The following is a 21,626-nucleotide window of genomic DNA, read 5'->3' on the forward strand; positions in this document are numbered from 1 at the left end:
GTTACATCCCCATGCCGCCGCCCGACATCATGCCCTGGCGGTAGTACGAAGACATGTTGTGGAAGGGCTGAGCGATGCTAATTGTATCAAGCGTCGAAGTCATCTGATTCATCAGCTGAGTCATGTCGGTATTGGTGTTGGCGGCGCGCACCGAGGACATGTTGCTGAACATTGCCCCCATCATGCCGCGGTAACGGTTCACGTTCACCGTAGTCGTCATGCCGGAAGTCGTGAACACCTGGTTCATCTGCCCACCCATGATGGTCGCCATGTTTTGCGCCGTGCTGTGCATGGTCTGGTTCTGCCCCTGGATGTAATCGCCCATCACGCTGGAACCTGAATCAAGGTGGAGCCTGTCCCTTAACTGGGTCATGGCCTGGTCCATGGTGTAGTTGCCGGTCTCCAGCATCTCGCGTACCTGGGTGGTGAGCGGGCTGATGAAGTTACTGCTCACCGTGCCGGAGACGCTTTCCTTCGGCATGCTCATCAGGTAGCTCTTTGCCACGGTTGAGCCGGTATCCTTGTCGATGGTTACGCCCTGCACCGCCATGGCGACGATGGGGTATTTCCCGACGTCGGCAGGATCGACGGTGAGCGTGTAGGCGCCGTTTTCGTCGGTCTGGGCGGAAGGCTCGCCTGCATCGAGGAGGTAGTTGCCGTTTTTGTCCATGAACACGGTGGCGTACTGCAGATAGCCGTCAGCCACCTTCCCTGCGACCTTAGCCGTATCCGTCGTGGATGAACCACCGCCGCCACAACCCGCCAACATCCCTGCCGCGACGACTGCCGCGACCCCAATGAACCGCTTTTTCATATCATTCCTCCTGTAACTGTTCTTATAACTGCGAAATTTTAAAAATCGTAAGTGATGGAGACCCCGCTTGTGAAATCGGGGCTGCTGCGGGTCCACCCTTTGCCGGCGTAGGCTTCGATGCCGGTGTTCTTAGTGGCCAGGTACTTAAGCTTTAGTCGTGTCTCCAGCAGGTCACTCCCCCCCGAGATGGGCGCTGAAGACGTTTTAACGATGAGCATCGGGAGCAGTTTTTCGGTTACGGCATAACCGGTTCCGGCGTTGAAGCTCGCGTAATCCTTGAGAGGCAGGACCGACGAATGCCCCTGGAAGGTGTAGCCAAGTTCGGCGAAGGAGTACCAGTTGCCTAGCTGCTTGAAAAACTCGACGGCGGCCCCTTCATCGAAGGAGCCGGTACCCAGGGCGCTGCCTTTGTCTCCGGTAGGGAACTTTACCGAAAGGTAAGGCCTGATCCGCGGCATGAGCTCTCCTTCCTCCACCAGCACGTACCCCGCCTTCGCAGTCACATCCCCTACTCCGCTGGCGGAACGTCCATAGTTATCAGGGGTGGCCGATGACATCGAACCGCCTCCGCTACCGCTTGAGGAACCGCCCATTGATCCACTCATGGCTGCAGTCTCTTTCCGCATCCCGCCCACCTGGCCACTCGAGCCAAGGAGCACGCCGGTGTTGACCGACGAGTTGCTCTGGTAGACGTATGGGACTTCCAGTGAAAAACCGAGTCGTTCGGTGGGCGCGACGGTCAGGGTAAAGGGGACATATAGCGACCGCGTCGTGGTCCCTGTTCCGTAGTCGCCTGAGGCAAACTCAAAGCCAAGCGAGGCTGAAACGGCAGGACCCGCCCCCATGGCCGGTACAGGGGGTGCGAAAGCAGCTGCCAGCAGCAAGCCGAACCAGACCTTGCAACGGTGCAATTTGTTTGTCATTATCACTCCATAGCGCCCGCGCTAGCGCCGCATCATACCGCCACCGCCCATCATGCCGCCGCCTCGCATAAACCCGCCACCGAAGCGTCCGTCCTGAGACCGGAATCCTGAAGATCCTGAATTTTTACCGGACCACACCGGCGCGCCATTTTCGCTGCGCAGTTCCGCAGTGGTGCCCGTGGTACGATTCACCAGCTTCTGGGTAAGCAGATATTGCTTCCCATCCTGCCCCTGTGCTTTCGCGCCTTTGGCGCTGATTTCGTCATTGATCCGGAGGGCGATCCCGGATTTTTGCCAGTAAGAGCCTGGCCCGACGGTCACGTTAACGGGGCCGGCGCCGGTTTGGATCTCAAAGGCGTACTGCTCGTTTTCAACCGCGTGCGGCAGCGACATGACATGTCCATTTACGATCCCCACGGTGTTGAGGTCGTAGCCCCGGTTGAAGTCCAACCCGGTTTTCCCTTTCTCCTCGGAACCGAAACCGAGAAATCCAGCGGAAGCGTTTCCCGCGAGACCGCTGAGAAAGATCGACAAGATCAGCGTTAAGGTAAACCTCCTGTACGACATAACATTTCACCACCTTGTTATTGGTCACCACATCGGATGCAACATGCAGCATCCGTTCAGCAGAACTGCGGCCAACATAACTACCAATGCAACTGCTAAAACTCTCATTGTTCTCCCCTCTCAGTCCGTTGCGTTGGAGCGCGAACTGCAGATCCGCGAACTCCTCTCTTGTGGTGCGCCACAATCAGGAGAAGAGCACGGTCTGTGCCATCGGAAGACGATTGGGTAAGAGCCTGAAATAGTGCACTTTCAATGAAAGAGTATTTTCGATGGAGGTGCCATTCGGTGCAAAAAACTGCACATCTCGGCGGGGCGTTTGCACCACCTAACTCTCGTCAAGCAGGCCGTGTTCCTTCAACTTGTACTGCAGCGAACGACGCGACATGCCGAGTTCCTCGGCAGCTAAGCGCCTGTTGCCACCATGCTTGGTAAGCGCCTGGGTGATCATCTCTCGTTCTGTCCCTTTCAGCCGGTCCCGGCTGCAGAGGCAACGCCCCTCCGACTGGCATACGATTTCTTCCGGAAGCGCCTCCTGTCTCACCAGGTCCCGGGACAGGATCACCGCACGCTCCATGACGTTTTGCAGTTCCCGGATGTTCCCGGGCCAGTGATAGCGGCGCAGCGTCGCTATCGCGTCGTAATCGATCCCCTTGAGGGATTTCCCCATCTGCTGACAAAAGCGCTGCATGAAATATTCGACCAGGATGGGGATGGCGTCCTCCCTGTCGCGCAGGGGGGGGAGCGGCAACGGAAAGACGTTGAGCCGGTAGTAAAGGTCCTCGCGGAAGCGCTTCTCAGCCACCTCTTCGCGCAGGTTACGGTTGGTGGCGGCGATGATCCTGACGTCCGCCTTGACTTCCCGCGTCCCCCCTACCCTTTCAAAAGCGCGCTCCTGGATCACGCGCAGTAATTTGGCCTGCAGGGGAAGCGGCATCTCGCCGATCTCGTCCAGGAAGATGGTCCCTCCTTTGGCAAGCTCGAACTTCCCTTGTCTGGCCTGCACTGCACCCGTGAAGGCACCTTTTTCGTGGCCGAAGAGTTCGCTCTCCAAAAGGTTCTCGGGGATTGCGGCGCAGTTGATGGCGACAAAGGCGGCGTTTTTGCGCGGGCTCAAGAGATGCACGGTGCGTGCGATGAGTTCCTTGCCGGTGCCGCTTTCCCCCATGATGAGGACGTTCGCCATGGTGCCGGAGACGTCGTACACAAGCTGTCGCACCACGCGCATCGCGTCCCCGGCGAAAAGAAGCTCTTCGGGCGGGAGTCCTGCAGCCACAGCCTCCTTAAGGGAAAGGTACTCGCGCGCCCTTCCTTCAGCCTCTACAGTGCGCTGAACGAGGGCCAGGAGCGCCTGCGGGTCGTGCAGCGGCTTGGTTAGAAAATCCACAGCTCCTTCCTTGATGGCAGACACCGCCTCCTCGACGGCACCAAAGGCGGTTAAAAAGATGAATGGCGGGGCGGCCACGTCTGCGCGGGTCTCGCGGAAGATCTCGAGGCCGCTCTTTCCCGGCAGCTTCAGGTCGGAAACCACGACGTCGAAGCTGCGCCGGCGCAATTCGCGCAAGGCTTTCACGCCGTCCGCCGCGCATTTGACCTCGTACCCTGCGTCCTGCAGGATGGTCTGCAGGAAACTGCGAAAGGTGTCGTCGTCCTCGATTACCAACACGGTGCCATTCATCTTTGCTCCTTATTTATGCGTAGCTGCGGGAAGGCTGAGGATCACCCTGGTCCCCTCCCCTTCCCTGCTATGCAGCGTGATGCTGCCGCCGTTTCCTTCTACGATCTTCTTGCACAGCGCGAGACCCAAGCCGGTGCCGCGCGACTTGGTGGTGAAAAATGGCTCGAAGACGTGCGGGCGGTGCTCATCGGCGATGCCGTGACCGTTATCCTCAACGGTGATGACCGTCTCCCTTCCTTGCCCCTCTGCGGTGAACCGCAACATCCCGCCGTCCGGCATGGCCTGGAGCGCGTTCCGCCCGAGGTTCAAAAGCGCCTGTTCCACGCGGTCCCTGTTCGCACGGGCCGACACGCCGCCGCTACATTCCCTTGTTATCCCGACCCCTTGGGCGCGGGCCTCGGGCTCCAGCAGGGAAAGAACATGATCGAGCAGGTTGCAGAGCTGGAAATCCCCACTTGCTGACGGCTCGTTCGACGCATAGGTAAGCAGATCGTTGACCAGGGCCTCGAGGCGGACAGCTTCGGTAACGATGCTCTGGGCAAAAGGACCGTTGCGCGCCTCCTGCGGCTTCGCTGCGATAATCTGGGCGAATCCCTTGATGCCGGCCAGCGGGTTGCGGATCTCGTGGGCAAGCAGCGCGCCCATTTCACCAAGTTTTGCCAGAGCCTCTCGGCGAGCCAGTTCCTGCTTGTGGCTTTCCTCCCGCCGCGCATAACGTATCAGAACCGCGCAGAGCAGCCATCCGGCCAGGACAAGACCAAAGACGATAGTCGCATTGAGGCGGGCTCTGCGGATCACCGCGTCGGCCCGGTAAGTGTGCAGCGTGAGCACCAAGGCAAGAGGCTCCCCCTGCACGGTGACCGGCGAGGTGAACTGGTAGGCGCGTTCACCGGTGCCAAGGAGCACCCTAGTTTCGGACCGGGATAGCAGCTGAGTTCTCCCTGCTGATTTAGGATCGGATGCGATGCCGATAAGATCTTTGTTGGAATGAAAACGGTAGACACCACTACGGTCGATGAGCGCGAAGTAGGCGACATCGACCGGGTGGAAAGCGTGCAGGGCCTTGAAAGAAGGATCGTTCGCAGCCAAATTTTCTACGGCCGTGGTGAGGGAAAGGGCAAGACCGCGCAGGTTCTCCTGTGCGATGGGGCCGGCCTGCCGGTAATCGTAAATCGAGAACCAGAGCATGGGGAAGGTGACGAGGATGACCAGCAGAACCGCTGCCTTCTTAAACATGAGCTTTAACCGTCATCTTTCGGATCGGTGACTGCGCCACCGCCTCCCCTCAACGTTCGCAACTGTGCCGACTAAGGTCAGTGCTCTTTTACTTCCAATGCGACATCGGTGTCGCCGGATGAGGCACGTCCGATCTTGTCGACCACCTTCCAGTGCACCTTTATGGTGGTTCCCGGCTGGTAAGGCTGCGGCTTCTTCGCCTTCAGGACACCTGCCATGTCGAAGACCGACTGGTAGATCTCCCCTTCGATCCTTTTGCCATCCGCGCCGGAGAGCGTGAGCTCCTTGATGTCGACCGGACGATCAAAAAAGGCGTCGATCTCCTCTACGTCGGTCCGCCCCTTTTCCTTCATTCCGGTCACGCTCAAAAGCCTGGGCGGAGCGAGAGGGAGGACGCTCTTTTCATCGGCGGATGCCGCGAGTTTGTTGAGCGGGGTATCAGCGCCATCCACCTTGATGGCCACGCGGGACACGCCTGCGAACTGCCGCAGGGTGAGGACGACAGCGTTGACCAGGGACTGCTGCGCCTTCGCGTCAAGCTTCGCCCCGGCAAGTTCCTTGCTGAAGTTGACGGACGCGGTGTCGCCGGACTGTGAGATATCGAGAACACGGGTCCCGGCGGGAAACGGCTGGGCCAACTCTCCATGGTATGAGGGAAGATCCCCCATGCCGGCCACCAGTTTGCCGATAGCCACCTTCTTGAGGCTCCCCTCGTCGAAACTGAAGAACGGGAAAGGTAGCACCTTCCCCGGCTCCTTGGCCGAAGGGAAGTAAATGACGAAGCCGTAGCAGGTCCCTTTGTCGATGGGCGGGACCGGACCGAACTGAGAAACGAAGGCGTCAGTGGCATTCACTCTTCCTTTTGCCTCGGCGGGTGGCTCCTTGCGCGCGTTGCATCCGGCAAAGACGACCATCAGGAAAAGGAGTGCAGCCAAACTGGAGAGCCTGAAGAGGTTAGAATTTTCCATAGAAGATCCTCTAAGCCATTTTAGATAAAAACGCCAGACGATTAATCTAATACTTCAATAAGATACACTTTAAAGCAGCTATAGCAGGGACGGAAGAAGATGAGTGAAAGAAGCAGTGTGGGAGGTAGATCAAGGGCGGCCTCTTTGTTCAGAAGCCGCCCCCGGTTGTACTACTTTACGGTGTACCAGAACTTGGAGCTGCGCACCTGCCCGTCTTTCACCTTGAACTTGCACATGACGCCGTACTTCCCTTTTTTAGAGAAGTCGAAGTCCGCACCGAAATGGCCCTGCATACCCATAAGGTCCTTGGTCTGATCCGCTTTATCCGGACCCTGGACTTTAACCTTCACGTCACCCTCGGTGATCGGTTTCCCGGTTTTGGCGTCTTTGAACTCGACGGCGAGGTGATGGGTTTCCTTCATCCCCTTCGGGAGTTCCATCTTCATAGCTGCCATATGCTCTTTCATGCTCATGACCTTGAACGTGGCCTTCACGCCGTTGACAACCTCTTCGTGTGCGACGCCGCCCATGTCGTGGCCGCCGTGCTCCATGTTCATGGAACCGTGATCCATGGCGAAGGAAGCAATCGGTGCGGTCAGTGCGAGTGCTGCTGCTACGAGGACGATGAGTTTCTTCATGTTCATTCTCCTTTGATGTGAAAAAGTAATCATGCTTGGTTTAGCACACGTTGTGCCAACAGTTAAGTCGTTGTATTTGCTAATTTAGTCATTTCTGCCACAGGGACGTCTGAAGAATATTCCACTGGCATCGTGGCATATTCTCCTGTCAGTGTTTCATCCCGGAGTACTTAAGTTTCCCCTTCTTGAGATCGTGCTTCTTCATCAGGACGAAGATCACTGGCGTCATGATGAGGACGTGGACCGCCGAGGAGATCATGCCGCCGATCATCGGTGCCGCGATCGGTTTCATTACGTCGGCGCCGGTTCCAGACGACCACATGATCGGCACGAGGCCGAGGAGTGCGACGGCAACAGTCATCAGCTTCGGTCTGAGGCGCAGTACGGCACCCTCGAAAGTCGCATCATAGATATCCTGCTCGGTGACCGGCCCCTTGAGGAGTCTTCGGTCGAGCGCCTCGTGCAGGTAGATGACCATGACCACCCCGGTCTCGACCGCGATGCCGTAAAGGGCGATGAATCCCACCCATACCGCGACGGACATGTTGTAACCGAGGAGCTTCACCAGGTAAACTCCGCCCACCAGCGCGAATGGTACGGAGAGCATGACCATGCTCGCCTCGAGCGCCGAATGGAAGGTGAAGTATAGCAGAATGAAGATGATCAGAATCCCTGCAGGTACCAGCATCTGCAGCCTCGCCTTCGCGCGGACCTGGTTCTCCCACTGCCCCGACCACGCGACGTAATATCCCGGGGGAAGCTTCAGCTGTTTTTCGAGAACCGTCTTCGCCTCGTTCACGAAGCCGCCCATGTCACGTCCGCGCACGTTCAGGAAGACGATGGAGCGCAAAAGCCCCCCCTCGCTGTTGATCTCGGGCGCACCGGTGGAGACCTTCAGCTTCGTGACCAGCGAGAGCGGGACCTGCGATCCCTCCATGCCGGAGACCAGGATGCGCTGGATGGACGGGATGTCACTGCGCAACTCGCGCATGTAACGCAGGCGGATCGGGAAGCGGTTGCGACCCTCGACCGAGGTGGAAAGCATCTCGCCACCAAGCGCCGTGGAAATCACCTCCTGGATGTCCCCAACCTGCACGCCGTAGCGAGCCGCTGCCTCGCGGTCGATATCGATGTCGATGTAGTTCCCGCCGGTAACACGTTCGGCGACGACATCGGCGGCACCCGGCACCGTCTTCAGAATCCCCTCGGCCTGCACCGCCAGATCCTTCAGTACGTTCAGGTCTGAGCCGAAGATCTTGACGCCGAGGTCGGTGCGCACGCCGGTTGAAAGCATGTTGATGCGGTTGATGATCGGCTGGGTCCAGCCGTTTCTAACACCTATCTGCTGCAGTTTGCCGTCCAGCTCGGAGACGATGTCCGCCTTGGTTACACCGGGACGCCACTGTTCCTTGGGCTTCAGGATGATGATGCTTTCGAACATGGAGACCGGCGCCGGGTCGGTCGAGGTCTCGGCGCGTCCCACCTTGCCGAGCACGTGCTGTACCTCCGGGACGCTCTTGATCACGGTATCCTGCACCTGGATCAGTCGTTTCGCCTCGTTGATCGAGATGTTGGGAAGCGTTACCGGCATGTACAGTAGCGATCCCTCGTCCAGAGGCGGCATGAACTCGCTGCCGATGCTCATGAACATCGGAATGGCGATGGCGAGCGCCACGACGTTCAGTGCGATGGTTGTCTTCTTCCACTTGAGCACACACCTGATGACCGGCGAGTACAACTTTATGAAGAAGCTGGAGACCGGGTTGGAGCTTTCAGGCGGCATCTTCCCCTTCATGAAGAAGTACATGAGCACCGGGACCAGGGTGATGGCGATGAACGCCGACCCCATCATGGAGAAGGTCTTGGTGAAAGCGAGCGGGTGGAACATCTTCCCTTCCTGTCCCTCAAGCAGGAAGACCGGTACGAAAGAGAGGATGATGATGGCAAGCGAGAAGAAGATGGCGCGCCCGACCTGCTTGGCCGAGGTGATGATCACCTCAAGGCGCTTCTCTTTGCGCTCCTCGGGCGGCATCTCGGAGAGGTGCCGGTAGCAGTTTTCCACCATGATGACGCCAGCATCGACCAGGACGCCGATGGCTATGGCGATCCCCCCTAGCGACATGATGTTCGACGTCACGCCCATGAGCTTCATGGTGATGAAGGAGATGAGCACAGCGATCGGGAGGGTAAGCACGATGACAAGGGCGCTCTGGAAGTGGAGCAGGAAGACGAGGATCACTAGAGAGACGACGATCGACTCTTCGATGAGCGAGTGTTTCAGCGTGTCTATGGCGCGGGCGATCAGGTCGCTTCGGTCGTAGGAAACCATGATTTTAACGCCGGGAGGAAGCCCCTTCTCGAGCGAAACGATCTTCTCCTTGACCCGGTCGATGACGTCCTTGGCGTTCTCGCCGTAGCGCATCACCACGATGCCGCCTACGGCCTCACCCTGCCCGTTCATGTCGAGCATGCCGCGGCGGATGGCGCCACCCAGTTGTACCGTGCCGAGGTTCTTCACGTAGATCGGGGTGCCGCGCATGTCTGCGCCCACGACGATGTTTTCGAGGTCGGCGGTGGACTTCACGTAGCCGCGGCCGCGGATCAGGTATTCGGCGTCGGCCTGCTCGAGTAGCCTGCCGCCCACGTCGTTGTTCGACTTCTTAATTGCATCGGCCACCTGCCCAACCTTGATGTTGTAGGCGAAGAGGCGGTTCGGATCGAGGTCAACCTGGTACTCACGCACGAAGCCGCCGATGGAGGCGACCTCGGCGACGCCGGGAACCGTGTTCAACTGGTAGCGTACGAACCAGTCCTGCAGCGTGCGCAGCTGTTCGAGGTCGTACCCCTTCCCTTCCAGGGTGTACCAGAAGACATGCCCGACACCGGTGCCGTCCGGGCCAAGCGTCGGCACCACGCCTGCCGGAAGCAGCGATGCGGCGTAGTTCAGGCGCTCCAGGACGCGGGTCCTAGCCCAGTAGATGTCGGCCTTGTCCTCGAAGATCACGTAGATCATCGAGAAACCGAAGGCGGAGGAGGCACGCACCGCGCGTACCTGCGGGAGCCCCTGCAGGTTCACGGCGAGCGGATAGGTCACCTGGTCCTCGACCACCTGCGGAGAACGGCCGGGGTAATCGGTGAAAACGATTACCTGGTTGTCGGAAAGGTCCGGGATGGCATCCACCGGCGTCTTATAGACGGCCCACACGCCCCAGGCGATCACCAGAGCGAACATCATCAGGATGACGACTCGGTTGCGGGCGGAATATTCGATGATCTTTTCAATCATGTAAAACCTCAGTGCTCAATGGAATGCCGGCAACTACATCTTCATGTCGTCCATGTTCATACCGCCTTTCTTTGGAGCGGCCGGTGCGGCCGGTGCGCCATGCCCCTCGTGGCCGCCACCCGCGCCGGGAGCGGCAGGAGTCCCTTTAGCGGGAGCCGCGGCACCGCCGTGTCCCTCGTGGCCGCCTGCGCCAGAGCCGCCGGAAAGCTGCGACTCGGAGTCGATCAGGTAGCCGCCGGAAGCCGCGACCTTCTCGCCCTGTTTCACGCCGGAGAGGATCTGCACCTTGTCCCCCACGCGGGCACCAACCTGCACATCACGCGGCTCGAACATCCCGGGCTGCGACTCGACCCAGACCACCTGACGCTTCCCGGTGTCCATGAGTGCGGTAACCGGAACCACCAGCGCGTTGCCGAGCGGCGCCTTGATGCTCGCGTTGACGAACATGTCGGGCTTAAGCTTCAGTCCGGGATTGGAAAGATCCACCCTCACCTTCACGGTCCGGGTCTTGGGATCGAGGAAGGGGTAGATGAAGGAGACGCGCCCGGCGAAGGTCTTGCCTGGGTAGGACTGCGAGACTATCTCGACGCGCTGCCCCATCTTCACAAAGGAGAATTCGTTTTCGTACACCTCGACCTCGACCCAGACGCTGGAGAGGTCGGCGATGCTGAAGAGGGGATCGCCCATGTTGACGTATTGCCCCTCCTGGACGATTTTCTCGATGACGATCCCGGAGAGCGGCGTGTAGATGGGAAGCTTGATGTTCGGGTGCCCAGCCTTCTCGAGTCCGGCGATCTGCGCATCCTTGACGCCCAGGAGCTTGAGCCTTTGGCGCGCCGAAGCGACCAGCCCCTCACCTCCCTGCGAGATGGCCTCTATGGTTGATTTCTTGAACTGGTCGCGGCTTCTCAGGGCGAGAAGGTATTCCTGCTGGGCGGCAACAAGGTCGGGCGAGTAAACCTCGGCGACCGGCCTCCCCTTGGAAACGTAGGCGCCGACCGTGTTCACGTTCAGCTTATCGATGCGTCCCGCCACCCATGCGGTGACCTTCGCCTGCCTCGCCTGATCGTACTGCACGATGCCGACCGCGTTGATCTCCTTGGAAAGAGGCGCGTAATCAGCGGCTACCGTGGCCACGTTGGCCATGACCGACTGGGTCGGCGAGAGGGAGACATGGCCGAGCATCTTCTGCTCTTCCGGGGTCGCCGTTGCCCCCTCGACCTTCTTGATCAGCTGCATCCCGCAGATGGGGCAGGTTCCAGGCTTGTCCTTGATGATGAAGGGGTGCATCGCGCAGGTATAGAGCACCGGTCCCTGGGCGGTTTTATCCTTCCCCGCGGGAGCCTGATGTTTCTGCTGCCAGAAGTAGTATCCTCCGCCAGCTGCCGCAACCAGGACCAGGATGATGGGAATCGCAACCTTCAAGCTTTTGTTCATAGGTAAGTACCTCGTGGGTAGAAATTAAATAACATCACTGATGCCCTGCGGCATGCTCGCTGTCGCTGCTGGAATCATGCACCGGCGCCGCGGAAGAGAGGTCCCTGCCGACCAACGCTTCAAGCTGGGCCAGCTTCATCTGGTAGTCCGCCATGGAGTCGTAGTACTCGCGCTCGTAGTTGAAGAGCGTCACCCGGTTGTCGAGCAAGGTCAGGAAATCGACCTTGTTGACCCGGTAGCCGATGACGGCTGATTCCAGCGACTGCTCGGCCTGAGGAATAATCCCTGTGGTGTAGAGATCGACCAGCTTCCTACGCCGCTCCATCTGGGCCAGAAGATCATTGATGCCGGAAGAGATGGTGTTTCTAGCCGCTGCGAGCTCGGCGTCGCCCATGCTCACCTCGGATGTGGACTCAGCCACCATCGCCTGGCGGCGCGCCTTCTGGATGGGAAGGTTAAAGGTGACGCCAAGCGAGTACATGTCGGAACCGTCGCTCCCCATGGCCTTGTCGCGCTGCATGTACTCAAAGGAGACGTTGAAGTCCGGGTAGGATTCCTTTTGCGCCAGCAGACGCCCTGCCTTCCCCTTCTCGATCTGGGCACGGACCGTTTTCAACTGCGGACGACTGTCCTCGGCCATGTCGAGCAGCTGCTCGGGGGGGTAACCAAACGGGGCAAGCTTGAAGTCGCTAATCTCGCCCACTTTAGTGGTCTGTGGGCGGTTCAGCAGCAAGTTGAGATTGACCTCGAGGCTTCTACGCTGCTGTTCAAGGGAGATCTTCATGTCGAGCATCTTGGAGCGCTCCAGGAGCGCCTTGTAGATGTCCTGTTGCGCCCCCTGCCCCACCGAGTACTTTGTCTGGGCCAGGGTGATGAAGTCATCGAGGATCTTGATGTTCTTGTCGAGGATGGCTAGGGATCTGTCGGTGGAATAGATCTGGTAGTAGGTTTCCTTCACCATCCGGGTGAGTTCCAGCTTCCTTTCCTCGACGCTCCAGCGGTACCCTTCCGCCTCTGCAGCGGCGACGTCCTCTTTGAGCTGACGCTTCCCGGCGAATGGAAACAGCTGGCTTATTCCGATGACCTTCTGGGTCATGCCGTCGCGCTTGAAATTGACCGGGTCGGTGACGACGCCGTTCTGGATCTTCAGCATCAGCATGGGATCTTCGAGGGCGCCCGCCTGTTTGATGCGGTTTCTGTACATCTGCCACCGCGCGGAGGAAGACTTCAGCTCAGGGTTGTTCTCCAGGGCGGATTGTACCAACTGGTCGAGGTTTTCCGTGGCGAGCTTTGTTGCGTCGGCGTGGGCCACCGGAGCGGCCAACAAAAGTGACAGTAACAGGTACAGCGGAAATAGCCGGTATTTCATGGTGACTCCGGAAACTTGGCGATATCTTTATGTTTGACCTTACACGATCCGTGCCGGGATCATAACATGCTGACTTAGCGCAATTCACCACTGAATGCGGTGCCGTGCGAGAAGGATATTCACCAGTCGACGTGGAATATTATACAATCAACGGTTAAATATTTAACGTAATCCCCTGTTATTTCTCGGCATAAAAGGAAAAATCTGAAGAACACAGAGACAAAAAAGCGTGTTCTTCAGATTCTTCAGACGCCCTCCCCACTCCCACGAGTAACGAATGAGGGGGGCGGCGAAACTACTCGCTGATCAAGCCGTCCTTTAAATGTATGGTCCGATCCGAATAAGCACCGTTCTCCGGGTTATGTGTGACCATTACCACGGTCTGCCCTGCCGAGTTCAGTTGCCTGAAAAGTGTCATGACTTCTTCGCTCGTCTTCGAGTCGAGGTTCCCCGTCGGCTCGTCGGCAAGAAGGATGTGTGGGTTGTTCACGATGGCGCGGGCGATGGCAACGCGCTCCTGCTCACCGCCGGAAAGCTGGTTTGGAAGCCGGTCCGTTTTCGCGCCGAGACCGACCCGCTCGAGCGCCTTACGCGCCGCATCCCTCTTCTCTGCTGTGCTCATCTTCACGATGGCAAGCGGGAGCATGACGTTTTCCAGCGCGGTAAGGTATTGGATCAAGTGAAAGGATTGGAACACGAACCCGAGGTTCTGAGCCCTGAAGTCGGCCAACTGCTCGCTTCCCAACTGGTACAGCTTGACGCCTGCCATCTCGACATCCCCGCTCGTGGGATGGTTCATGCCGCCGAGAACGGACAGCAGGGTACTCTTCCCAGAACCGGACTGCCCCATGATGGTGATGAACTCTCCAGCCTCGATGGTTATGTCGACTCCGCGCAGCGCCTCAACCAGGTCCGCTCCGGTCTGATACTGCTTCTTCACGTTCTTGATTTCTATGATAGCCATGTCGTCCTCTTATAGAGCCCTGAGGGCTTCGGTCGGATCCATCTTGCTTGCGTGCAGCGCGGGGTAGAGGCTCGCCAGGATGCCCAGGATAAGCGCGAGCCCGACGGAACCGAACGCGATAGTGGTGTCCCATACCAGGTGGGCGTTCTTGCTTTCAGCCATGAAAGGAAGGGCCAGTTTCGCACCTCCCATACCCACGGCGTACCCCAAAAGACCGGCGAGGATGCTTACCAGTGCGGCCTCGAGCAGTATGATGCGCATGATGTGGCTCTTTCTGAAGCCGATGGCGCGGAAGACGCCGATCTCAGTGGTGCGCTCGTTCACGCTACCCATCATGGTTACGAAGACGATCAGGGAGCCGATGAAGACGACCACGCCCGCCATGGCGTAGGAGAAACGCTTGAACTGGTCCAGCGCTTTAAGACGCCCGGCGACTACCTGCTGAATCGCGGAAACCTTGCTGTCGGGAAGCAGTTCGGCGATCTGGTTCACCATATCGTTGATCGGGCAGCCGGAGCAAAGTGCGGCCACCTCGGCCATGGTGATCTTCCCTTCCTTGCCGAGGATTTTCTGCACCTTCGGGAGCGAGGCGAAGACCAGCGAATCGTCTTGTGAGCCGGTCTGGTTCAGCACCCCCGCCACCTTGAACTTCTCCCCTTTTATCTCGATGGTATCGCCGGAGCTCGCGTTCAGGGTATTGGAAGCGTCGCTGCCGAGGAGGATGTCGTTTTCACCCTTTGGTTCCTCCCCGAAAATCTGCCACCACTGCTTCATCTTCAGTTCGGCGGGGAATTCGACCCCGACCAGCAGCACGTCGTGGCCATTTATCTTCACGCCGCCTAGGACCTTGGGCGAGATAGCAGAGATGTTCTTGTTGTTCTTGATCTTGCGGACCTTGTCCAGGTCTTCCTGCTTGATCTCGCGCTGATCGAAGGTGACGCCGCCCAGGCTGATGCCGCCGTAGTTCATGGACAGGCCGTTACTCTGCGGCGTAATCAGGATGTTGGCACCGAACTCGTCCATCTTGCGTTCTATGTCGTTGGACATGGAGCGGGTCAGGGTGACGAGGGTTACGATGGTAGCTATGCCGACCATGAGGCCGACGGTGAGGAAAGCCATCTTCGCCTTGCGCCGTTTCAGGTTGTTGATCGAGATGGTGTGCAGTTTCATCTTGTCTCCGTGATGCGGTATCGATCGATTGAGTTGCTGCTGAATGCTTCAAGACGTCCAGTATTCGCTTCTGGTCCCCCTCCCCTTGCGGGAGGGGTTAGGGGTGGGGGAATTAGCCACCAGCTTTGCAGATTGCAGCTTCACCCACCCCCCCAGCCCCCTCCCGTATAGGGAGGGGGGGAGTGATCCGCCGAAGCGCGTACGCGAAGGCGGGTGAGGAAGATACCGTGGAACCGAGGAGGCGGTATTCCACGGCATCTTTTCAACGACTACCGGTCTTCTCATTATCAAGGTGCGTGCCAAGCGTGAGGGCCTGCTTCAAGTAGGCGAAACTTCGTCGCATCCTGACACGACAAGGAAAAACGCGGCACGGCTGCGGAAGAATATTCAACGTACCCCGAGGAATATTCCACACACGGCCGTCTTGCTACTTCCCGACTTCGTCGGCCTGCACGAGCTTCATCCCGCAGATCGAGCAGTCTGCGGTGGGGTCGCTGCTGGTGATCCAGGGGTGCATGGGGCAGGCATAGAGGGCGCTCTTAGATGTAGAAGGTTGATTGGTGCTCTTCTTGCCGAAAAAGAACCAGAGGGTGAAGGCTATCAGGGCGATGCCGCCCAAGGTGACGATGATCTGTGCGGTGTCCATGATCTATCCTCTTTCCACGGTGAACCCGCGCAGGCGCAGGGCGTTGGTGACGACACTTACCGACGACATCGCCATGGTCAGCGAGGCGATGATCGGGCTCAACAGCCAGCCCGTGAACGGGTACAGGATGCCCGCCGCGATCGGGATGCCGAGGATGTTGTAGATGAAGGCGAAGAACAGGTTCTGCTTGATGTTGGCGATGGTTGCCCGCGACAGGGCGATGCTCGAGATGACGCCGTTTAGATCCCCTTTTACGAGGGTGATGTCGGCCGCCTCGATGGCAACGTCGGTGCCGCTTCCCATCGCGATACCGACGTCCGCCTGGGCGAGTGCCGGAGCGTCGTTGATGCCGTCGCCCACCATGGCAACCACCTTGCCCTGCGCCTGCAGTTTCCGGATTTCCTCACCCTTCCCGTCCGGGAGGACCTCGGCGACGACACGGTCGAGCCCGACCTGGCGTGCGATGGAGTCGGCGGTGCGCCTGTTGTCGCCGGTCAGCATGATCACTTCCAGCCCGAGCTCATGCAGCCTTTTTACGGCTCCGGCAGAACCATCCTTGATCGGGTCGGCGATGGCGATGACGCCGGCATAGGCACCATCCACGGCCATGAAGATGGGCGTTTTTCCTGCATCGGCCAAGTCGTGTGCGGATGCGGCGTCGACGGCTATGCCGTGATTCTTAAGCAGCAGCGGTGTTCCGATCAGCACCTTCTTACCGCCGACCTCGGCTTCGATGCCGTGTCCCGGGATGGCGTTGAAGCCGGAGACCGAAAGCTTCTCGATTCCCTCCTCCTCTGCGCTACGCAGGATTGCTTCACCAAGAGGATGCTCGCTTCCCGCTTCCGCCGATGCAGCGAACTGGAGGAGAGTTCTACGATCCATCCCCTTCGCTTGGACATCGGTCACCGACGGGACGCCGCGGGTGATGGTCCCGGTCTTGTCGAGAACGATGGTGGTAAGTTTGTGCGCCGTCTCGAGCGCCTCGCCCCCTTTGATCAGGATGCCGCTTTGCGCGCCCCGCCCGGTGCCGACCATGATTGCGGTCGGTGTGGCGAGCCCCAGGGCGCAGGGGCAGGCGATGATCAGCACGGAGACGAAGGTGAGTACGGCCATGTTGAGCCGGGTCTCCGGCGGCGACACGTCGAACCAGACCACGAAGGTGGCGATGGCGAGGCTGATCACCACCGGAACGAAGTAGCTTGCGATCAGGTCGGCCAGCCGCTGGATGGGCGCCTTGCTCCCCTGCGCCTGCTGCACCAGTCGGACGATCTGCTGCAGCACGGTGTCCTTGCCGATCCTGGTGGCGCGCATGCGGAAGGAGCCGGTCTTGTTCATGGTGGCGCCGATCACGGTGTCCCCGGTCTGCTTTTGCACCGGCAAAGGCTCACCGGTCAGCATGCTCTCGTCGACGGACGAGTTCCCCTCGATCACCTCGCCGTCCACCGGGACCTTCTCGCCGGGACGCACCACGATCACATCACCCAGTTGCACCTCGGCAATCGGGATGTCCTGTTCCTTGCCGTCGCGTACGACGCGTGCGAGCTTTGGCTGCAGGCCGATCAGGGCGTGGATGGCGCCGCTTGTCTTGCTGCGGGCGCGCGCTTCGAGGAGGCGTCCCATGAGGATCAGGGTGACGATGATGGCGGCTACCTCGTAATAAACGCCTACCGGGGCCGCCATGCCGTGGGCGTGGCCGGCGGCCGCGTCATCCGCCGCGGTGGCACCGGCCATGAGCCATTCGGGCGCTATGGTCGCGACGAGGCTGAAGATGTAGGCGGACAGGGTTCCCAGTGAGACAAGGGTGTTCATGTCGGCAACGCGATGCCTGGCGGCAGCCCAGGCACCGGTGAAAAACTCGCGTCCCGCCCAGAAAAGAACCGGCGTGGTGAGCGCGAGTTCCACCCAGGCGCGGCCGGGGAAGTTAAGGGCGTCAGCCAAGGCCGGAACCACGTGCCCTGCCATCGCCAGGAAGGCAACCGGAATGGTGAGGGCGAGCGCTACGAAAAACCTGGTCCTGTTCTTCCGATACTGCGCCTCGTGCACCTGCGTCTGGGCCTCCAGCATCTCGGCCTCGTCGGTCGCCTCGCCGCCTACACCTGCCTCCAGCACGTCGTAGCCCATGTCGCGCACGACCTGCTTAAGGGCATCAGGGTCGGTGGACTGCGGGTCGTATTTGACTGTCGCGCGCGTGGTAGCGAAGTTCACCGCGGCGGTCACGACACCAGGAGTCGAGTTCAGCGTCTTCTCGATGCGTCCGGCGCACCCTGCGCAGTTCATCCCCAGCAGGGGGAACTCGCACTGATCTGCCGTTCCCGGTGCGGGTGCGGGTGCGGCCTTGGGCGCGTCAGCGGGCGCCTCCTTTAGAAACGTCTCCGGCGAGGCGACGAACTTCTCCTTGCAGCTTGCCGAGCAGAACTTGTAGGTGATCCCGTCATGTACGGCCTCAAACTGCGCCGTTTCCTCCACGTCCATGCCGCAGACGGGGTCGCGTAAAACCAGCTGTTCCGACATATCCATTTCCTCCTCTTTGCTACTTCAGAAAACGTGACAGTGCAGTCTTTACCTCGTCCAGCAGTTGTTGCTGGCTCATCGGTTTCGCGCTGTCGTGCTGCTTGTCACTCCCCTGCCCCAGTACGCAATTCTCCAGGTGACGAGTCAAAAGTTCCACGCCGAGCGAATCCAGCGCAGAACGGACCGCGGCAATCTGGTTCAGGATGTCGACGCAGTAGCGTTTCTCATCCAACATCCGCTCGATCCCGGCTACCTGCCCGGCGATTTTCTTGACGCGTGTGGTCAGCTTGTCTTTAGGCGAGTCAGTCATGGCTCCCTCCGGCTTTCTTTAATACCCCCAGGGGGTATCGATACAAAGCCAGCATACCCCCCAGGGGTATTGTCGTCAAGAGGGAAATTGTTGTAGATGAAACGAGATGGGAACTATCGGATACAGACGCGAGGACGGCATGGTCAAAGGGCAGATCACATACTCCCTCTCCCCTTGGGAGAGGGCTAGGGTGAGGGCGTCGGCAACCGCAATTTCTCACTTCGCGGCAGCGCCCTCACCCGCCCTCCGGGCACCCTCTCCCAAAGGGAGAGGGAACCAGCGGCAGATTTGGCTAAATGGCTGAGGTTATGCCTTGAGGAACTGCCTAAGCACGTACGGCAGGATGCCGCCGTGGTGATAATAATCCAGCTCGTTGGAGGTGTCGATGCGGGCGAGCACCTTGAAGGATCCGCTGCTCCCGTCGACCCTGGAGAAGGATACTTCAACCTCCTGGCCGGGCACCAGCGCGTTGAGGCCGTTGATCTCGAAGGTCTCGGTCCCGTCCAGGGCGACGCTCTTGTAATTCTCGCCCGGCAGGAATTGCAGCGGCAGGATTCCCATCCCTACCAGGTTGGAGCGGTGGATCCTCTCGAAGCTCTCGGCGATGACCGTGCGGATGCCGAGGAGCTTGGTCCCCTTAGCCGCCCAGTCGCGCGAAGATCCGGTGCCGTACTCCTTGCCTGCGATGACCACCAGCGGGACACCTTCCGCCTGGTACTTCTCGGACGCCTCGAAGATCGACGTCTGCGTCCCGGTGGCGTCGCCTGCTGCGAAATGCTTGGTGACGCCACCTTCCACACCGGCCACCAGCGCGTTCCTGATCCGCGTGTTCGCGAAGGTGCCGCGCACCATCACCTCGTGGTTGCCGCGGCGCGCCCCGTAGGAGTTGAAGTCTTTCGGCTCGATGCCGAGCGACATCAGGTAACGTCCGGCAGGAGTGGCTTTGCCGATCGAACCCGCTGGCGAGATGTGGTCTGTGGTGATGGAATCGCCAAGCAGTGCCAGGCAACGTGCGCCCTTGACGTCTGCGATCGACTCGGGTTGCGCCGGCAGGTCGAGGAAGAACGGCGGCTCCTTGATGTAGGTGGAGTCCTGCTGCCACTGGTACAGCTCACCACTCGGGACGGAGAGCCCGCGCCACTGGTCGTCGCCATGGAAGACGTCCGCGTAGTTTGTGGCGAATGACTCGGCATGCACGCAGCTTTGTACAAGCTGGGCGACTTCCTTGTCGTCCGGCCAGATGTCCTTCAGGTAGACCGGCATGCCGTTCGGATCGGTGCCGAGGGGATCGCGGGTCAGGTCGATGTTAATGTTGCCCGCCAGCGCGTAGGCGACAACCAGCGGCGGCGAGGCGAGGTAGTTGGCCCTCACATGCGCGTTGATGCGCCCCTCGAAATTGCGGTTGCCGGAAAGGACCGCGGCAACGGCGAGGTCCCCCTCCACCACGGCGCGCGAGATGTGGTCCGCGAGCGGCCCACTGTTGCCGATGCAGGTAGTGCAGCCGTAGCCGACCAGATGGAAGCGCAGGGCATCCAGGTAAGGGGTGAGTCCCGCCGCGGCCAGGTAGTCGGTAACCACCTTGGAGCCGGGTGCGAGGCTCGTCTTCACCCAGGGACGCACCTGGAGCCCGCGGCGCACCGCGTTCCTGGCAAGGACTCCGGCGCCGATCATGACAGACGGGTTCGAGGTATTGGTGCAGCTCGTGAGGGCCGCGATGACGATGGAACCGTGGCAGAGGTTGTAGCTCGTTCCGTCCGGCTGGCGTACCGGCACGCATTGCCCTAGGTTCCCAAGCGCCTTGTCGGGGTGTTCGGCCATGAGCTCGGGTGCCACGGTGACCGGTGAGCCCCCTTCACCCAACCAGCGGTTCATGGTCTCTTTGTCGACGTGCGCGGCATCCTGTTGTTTGAGCGTCACGAGTTGCCTTCGGAATGAGCCGCGCACCTCCTTGAGGCGGACACGGTCCATCGGGCGACTCGGCCCGGCAAGGGACGCTTCCACGTCGGCGAGGTCGAGTTCGAGTGTGTCGCTGAAGACAGGCTCCGGGCGATCCGAAGAACGCCACAACTCCTGCTCGCGGAAATACGCCTCGACCAGCGGAACAAACTTACCCCTGCCGGAAAGCTGCAGATACGCCGTGGTCTGCTCATCCACCGGGAAAACGCCGATGGTGGCGCCGTATTCGGGCGCCATGTTGCCGATGGTGGCGCGGTCGGCGATGTTGAGCGAAGCGGCGCCCGGGCCGTAGAATTCGACGAACTTGCCGACCACACCCTTCTTCCTGAGCATCTGGGTGATGGTAAGCACCAGGTCGGTCGCCGTTGCGCCGGGATTGAGGGAGCCGGCCAGGCGGAAGCCGACCACCTGTGGGATCAGCATGGAACAAGGCTGTCCCAGCATGGCCGCCTCGGCCTCGATCCCCCCCACGCCCCAGCCGACAACGCCGAGACCGTTGATCATGGTGGTGTGGGAATCCGTCCCCACCAGGGTGTCCGGAAGCACCCAATCCTCACCGTCCACCGTGTTCACCAGCGCTACCTGCGCCAGGTACTCAAGGTTGACCTGGTGGCAGATGCCGGTTGCCGGGGGCACCACGTTGAAGTTTCTGAAGGCGGACTGTCCCCAGCGCAGGAACTGATAACGCTCGTGGTTTCTCTCGAATTCGAGGACCGAGTTGGCCTGGAGGGCAAGCTGGCTGCCGTACTGGTCCACCTGCACCGAGTGGTCGATGACGAGATCGGCGCGCTGCATCGGGTTGATGTCAGCGGGGCGACCGCCGAGCCGGTCGAGCGCCGAGCGCATCGCGGCAAGATCGGCGACGGCAGGGACACCGGTGAAATCCTGCAACAGGATGCGCGCCGGCATAAACTGCAGCTCCTTGTCCGGCTCCGCCTTCGCGTCCCAGCGCGCGACCGCCTCAATGTCCTCCTTCTTCACCACCACGCCGTCTTCGCGGCGCAGCAGGTTCTCCAAGAGGATCTTCATGGAGTAAGGAAGTTTCGAGATGTCGATGCCGGAATTTGCGGAGAAAGCCGTCAGCGAGTGATACCGGTAGGTCTTGCCGTCGACGTTGAGCGTGGAGAGGGTGTTGTAGCTGTTGTTGGCCATGCTG

16 protein-coding genes are annotated in these 21,626 nt (G+C 59.9%); all 16 read right to left on the reverse strand.

Features of this window, described 5'->3' with window-relative positions; all coding sequences use genetic code 11:
* Window position 1: 1 nt before the first annotated feature.
* The 16 genes from E8K79_RS02295 to acnA all read right to left on the reverse strand — a co-directional run bounded on the left by E8K79_RS02295 (window position 2) and on the right by acnA (window position 21,622).
* Window positions 2-814 carry a hypothetical protein gene (locus E8K79_RS02295; RefSeq protein ID WP_136513307.1) on the reverse strand — a complete coding sequence of 271 codons (813 nt, stop codon included), beginning with the start codon at window positions 812-814 and terminating at the stop codon, window positions 2-4.
* A gap of 38 nt (window positions 815-852) precedes the next feature.
* On the reverse strand, window positions 853-1,737 hold the full coding sequence (locus E8K79_RS02300; RefSeq protein ID WP_136513308.1) for a transporter: 885 nt from the start codon (window positions 1,735-1,737) through the stop codon (window positions 853-855).
* A gap of 21 nt (window positions 1,738-1,758) precedes the next feature.
* Window positions 1,759-2,304, reverse strand: coding sequence for a DNA-binding protein (locus E8K79_RS02305; protein WP_135869958.1), 546 nt, complete (start codon window positions 2,302-2,304; stop codon window positions 1,759-1,761).
* A gap of 325 nt (window positions 2,305-2,629) precedes the next feature.
* Window positions 2,630-3,979, reverse strand: coding sequence for a sigma-54-dependent transcriptional regulator (locus E8K79_RS02310; RefSeq protein WP_136513309.1), 1,350 nt, complete (start codon window positions 3,977-3,979; stop codon window positions 2,630-2,632).
* A gap of 9 nt (window positions 3,980-3,988) precedes the next feature.
* Complete coding sequence (locus E8K79_RS02315) at window positions 3,989-5,215, reverse strand: two-component system sensor histidine kinase NtrB (protein ID WP_136513310.1); 1,227 nt, start codon at window positions 5,213-5,215, stop codon at window positions 3,989-3,991.
* 77 nt (window positions 5,216-5,292) lie between these two features.
* Entirely contained in the window at window positions 5,293-6,183 is an 891-nt protein-coding gene (locus tag E8K79_RS02320; protein WP_136513311.1) for a GerMN domain-containing protein, read from the reverse strand.
* Window positions 6,184-6,353: 170 nt separating this feature from the next.
* A complete protein-coding gene (locus E8K79_RS02325; RefSeq protein ID WP_129125467.1) occupies window positions 6,354-6,821 on the reverse strand; it encodes a hypothetical protein in 468 nt (155 codons plus the stop codon).
* A 148-nt stretch (window positions 6,822-6,969) separates the two neighbouring features.
* Window positions 6,970-10,107 (reverse strand): efflux RND transporter permease subunit, encoded by a 3,138-nt coding sequence (locus E8K79_RS02330; protein WP_136513312.1) that lies wholly within the window; start codon window positions 10,105-10,107, stop codon window positions 6,970-6,972.
* 33 nt (window positions 10,108-10,140) lie between these two features.
* Window positions 10,141-11,544 (reverse strand): efflux RND transporter periplasmic adaptor subunit, encoded by a 1,404-nt coding sequence (locus E8K79_RS02335; RefSeq protein WP_136513313.1) that lies wholly within the window; start codon window positions 11,542-11,544, stop codon window positions 10,141-10,143.
* Window positions 11,545-11,578: 34 nt separating this feature from the next.
* On the reverse strand, window positions 11,579-12,913 hold the full coding sequence (locus E8K79_RS02340) for a TolC family protein (protein ID WP_136513314.1): 1,335 nt from the start codon (window positions 12,911-12,913) through the stop codon (window positions 11,579-11,581).
* A 295-nt stretch (window positions 12,914-13,208) separates the two neighbouring features.
* A complete protein-coding gene (locus E8K79_RS02345) occupies window positions 13,209-13,877 on the reverse strand; it encodes an ABC transporter ATP-binding protein (RefSeq protein WP_136513315.1) in 669 nt (222 codons plus the stop codon).
* A 9-nt stretch (window positions 13,878-13,886) separates the two neighbouring features.
* Window positions 13,887-15,047, reverse strand: coding sequence for an ABC transporter permease (locus E8K79_RS02350; protein WP_136513316.1), 1,161 nt, complete (start codon window positions 15,045-15,047; stop codon window positions 13,887-13,889).
* Between the two features lie 427 nt (window positions 15,048-15,474).
* Window positions 15,475-15,693 carry a heavy metal-binding domain-containing protein gene (locus E8K79_RS02355; protein ID WP_136513317.1) on the reverse strand — a complete coding sequence of 73 codons (219 nt, stop codon included), beginning with the start codon at window positions 15,691-15,693 and terminating at the stop codon, window positions 15,475-15,477.
* 3 nt (window positions 15,694-15,696) lie between these two features.
* A complete protein-coding gene (locus E8K79_RS02360; protein WP_136513318.1) occupies window positions 15,697-18,204 on the reverse strand; it encodes a heavy metal translocating P-type ATPase in 2,508 nt (835 codons plus the stop codon).
* Window positions 18,205-18,223: 19 nt separating this feature from the next.
* Window positions 18,224-18,514 carry a metal-sensitive transcriptional regulator gene (locus tag E8K79_RS02365; protein WP_135869946.1) on the reverse strand — a complete coding sequence of 97 codons (291 nt, stop codon included), beginning with the start codon at window positions 18,512-18,514 and terminating at the stop codon, window positions 18,224-18,226.
* Between the two features lie 306 nt (window positions 18,515-18,820).
* Window positions 18,821-21,622 carry an aconitate hydratase AcnA gene (acnA, locus tag E8K79_RS02370; RefSeq protein ID WP_136513319.1) on the reverse strand — a complete coding sequence of 934 codons (2,802 nt, stop codon included), beginning with the start codon at window positions 21,620-21,622 and terminating at the stop codon, window positions 18,821-18,823.
* Window positions 21,623-21,626 lie beyond the last annotated feature (4 nt).

This window comes from Geomonas edaphica, from assembly GCF_004917075.1.
Lineage (GTDB): Bacteria > Desulfobacterota > Desulfuromonadia > Geobacterales > Geobacteraceae > Geomonas > Geomonas edaphica.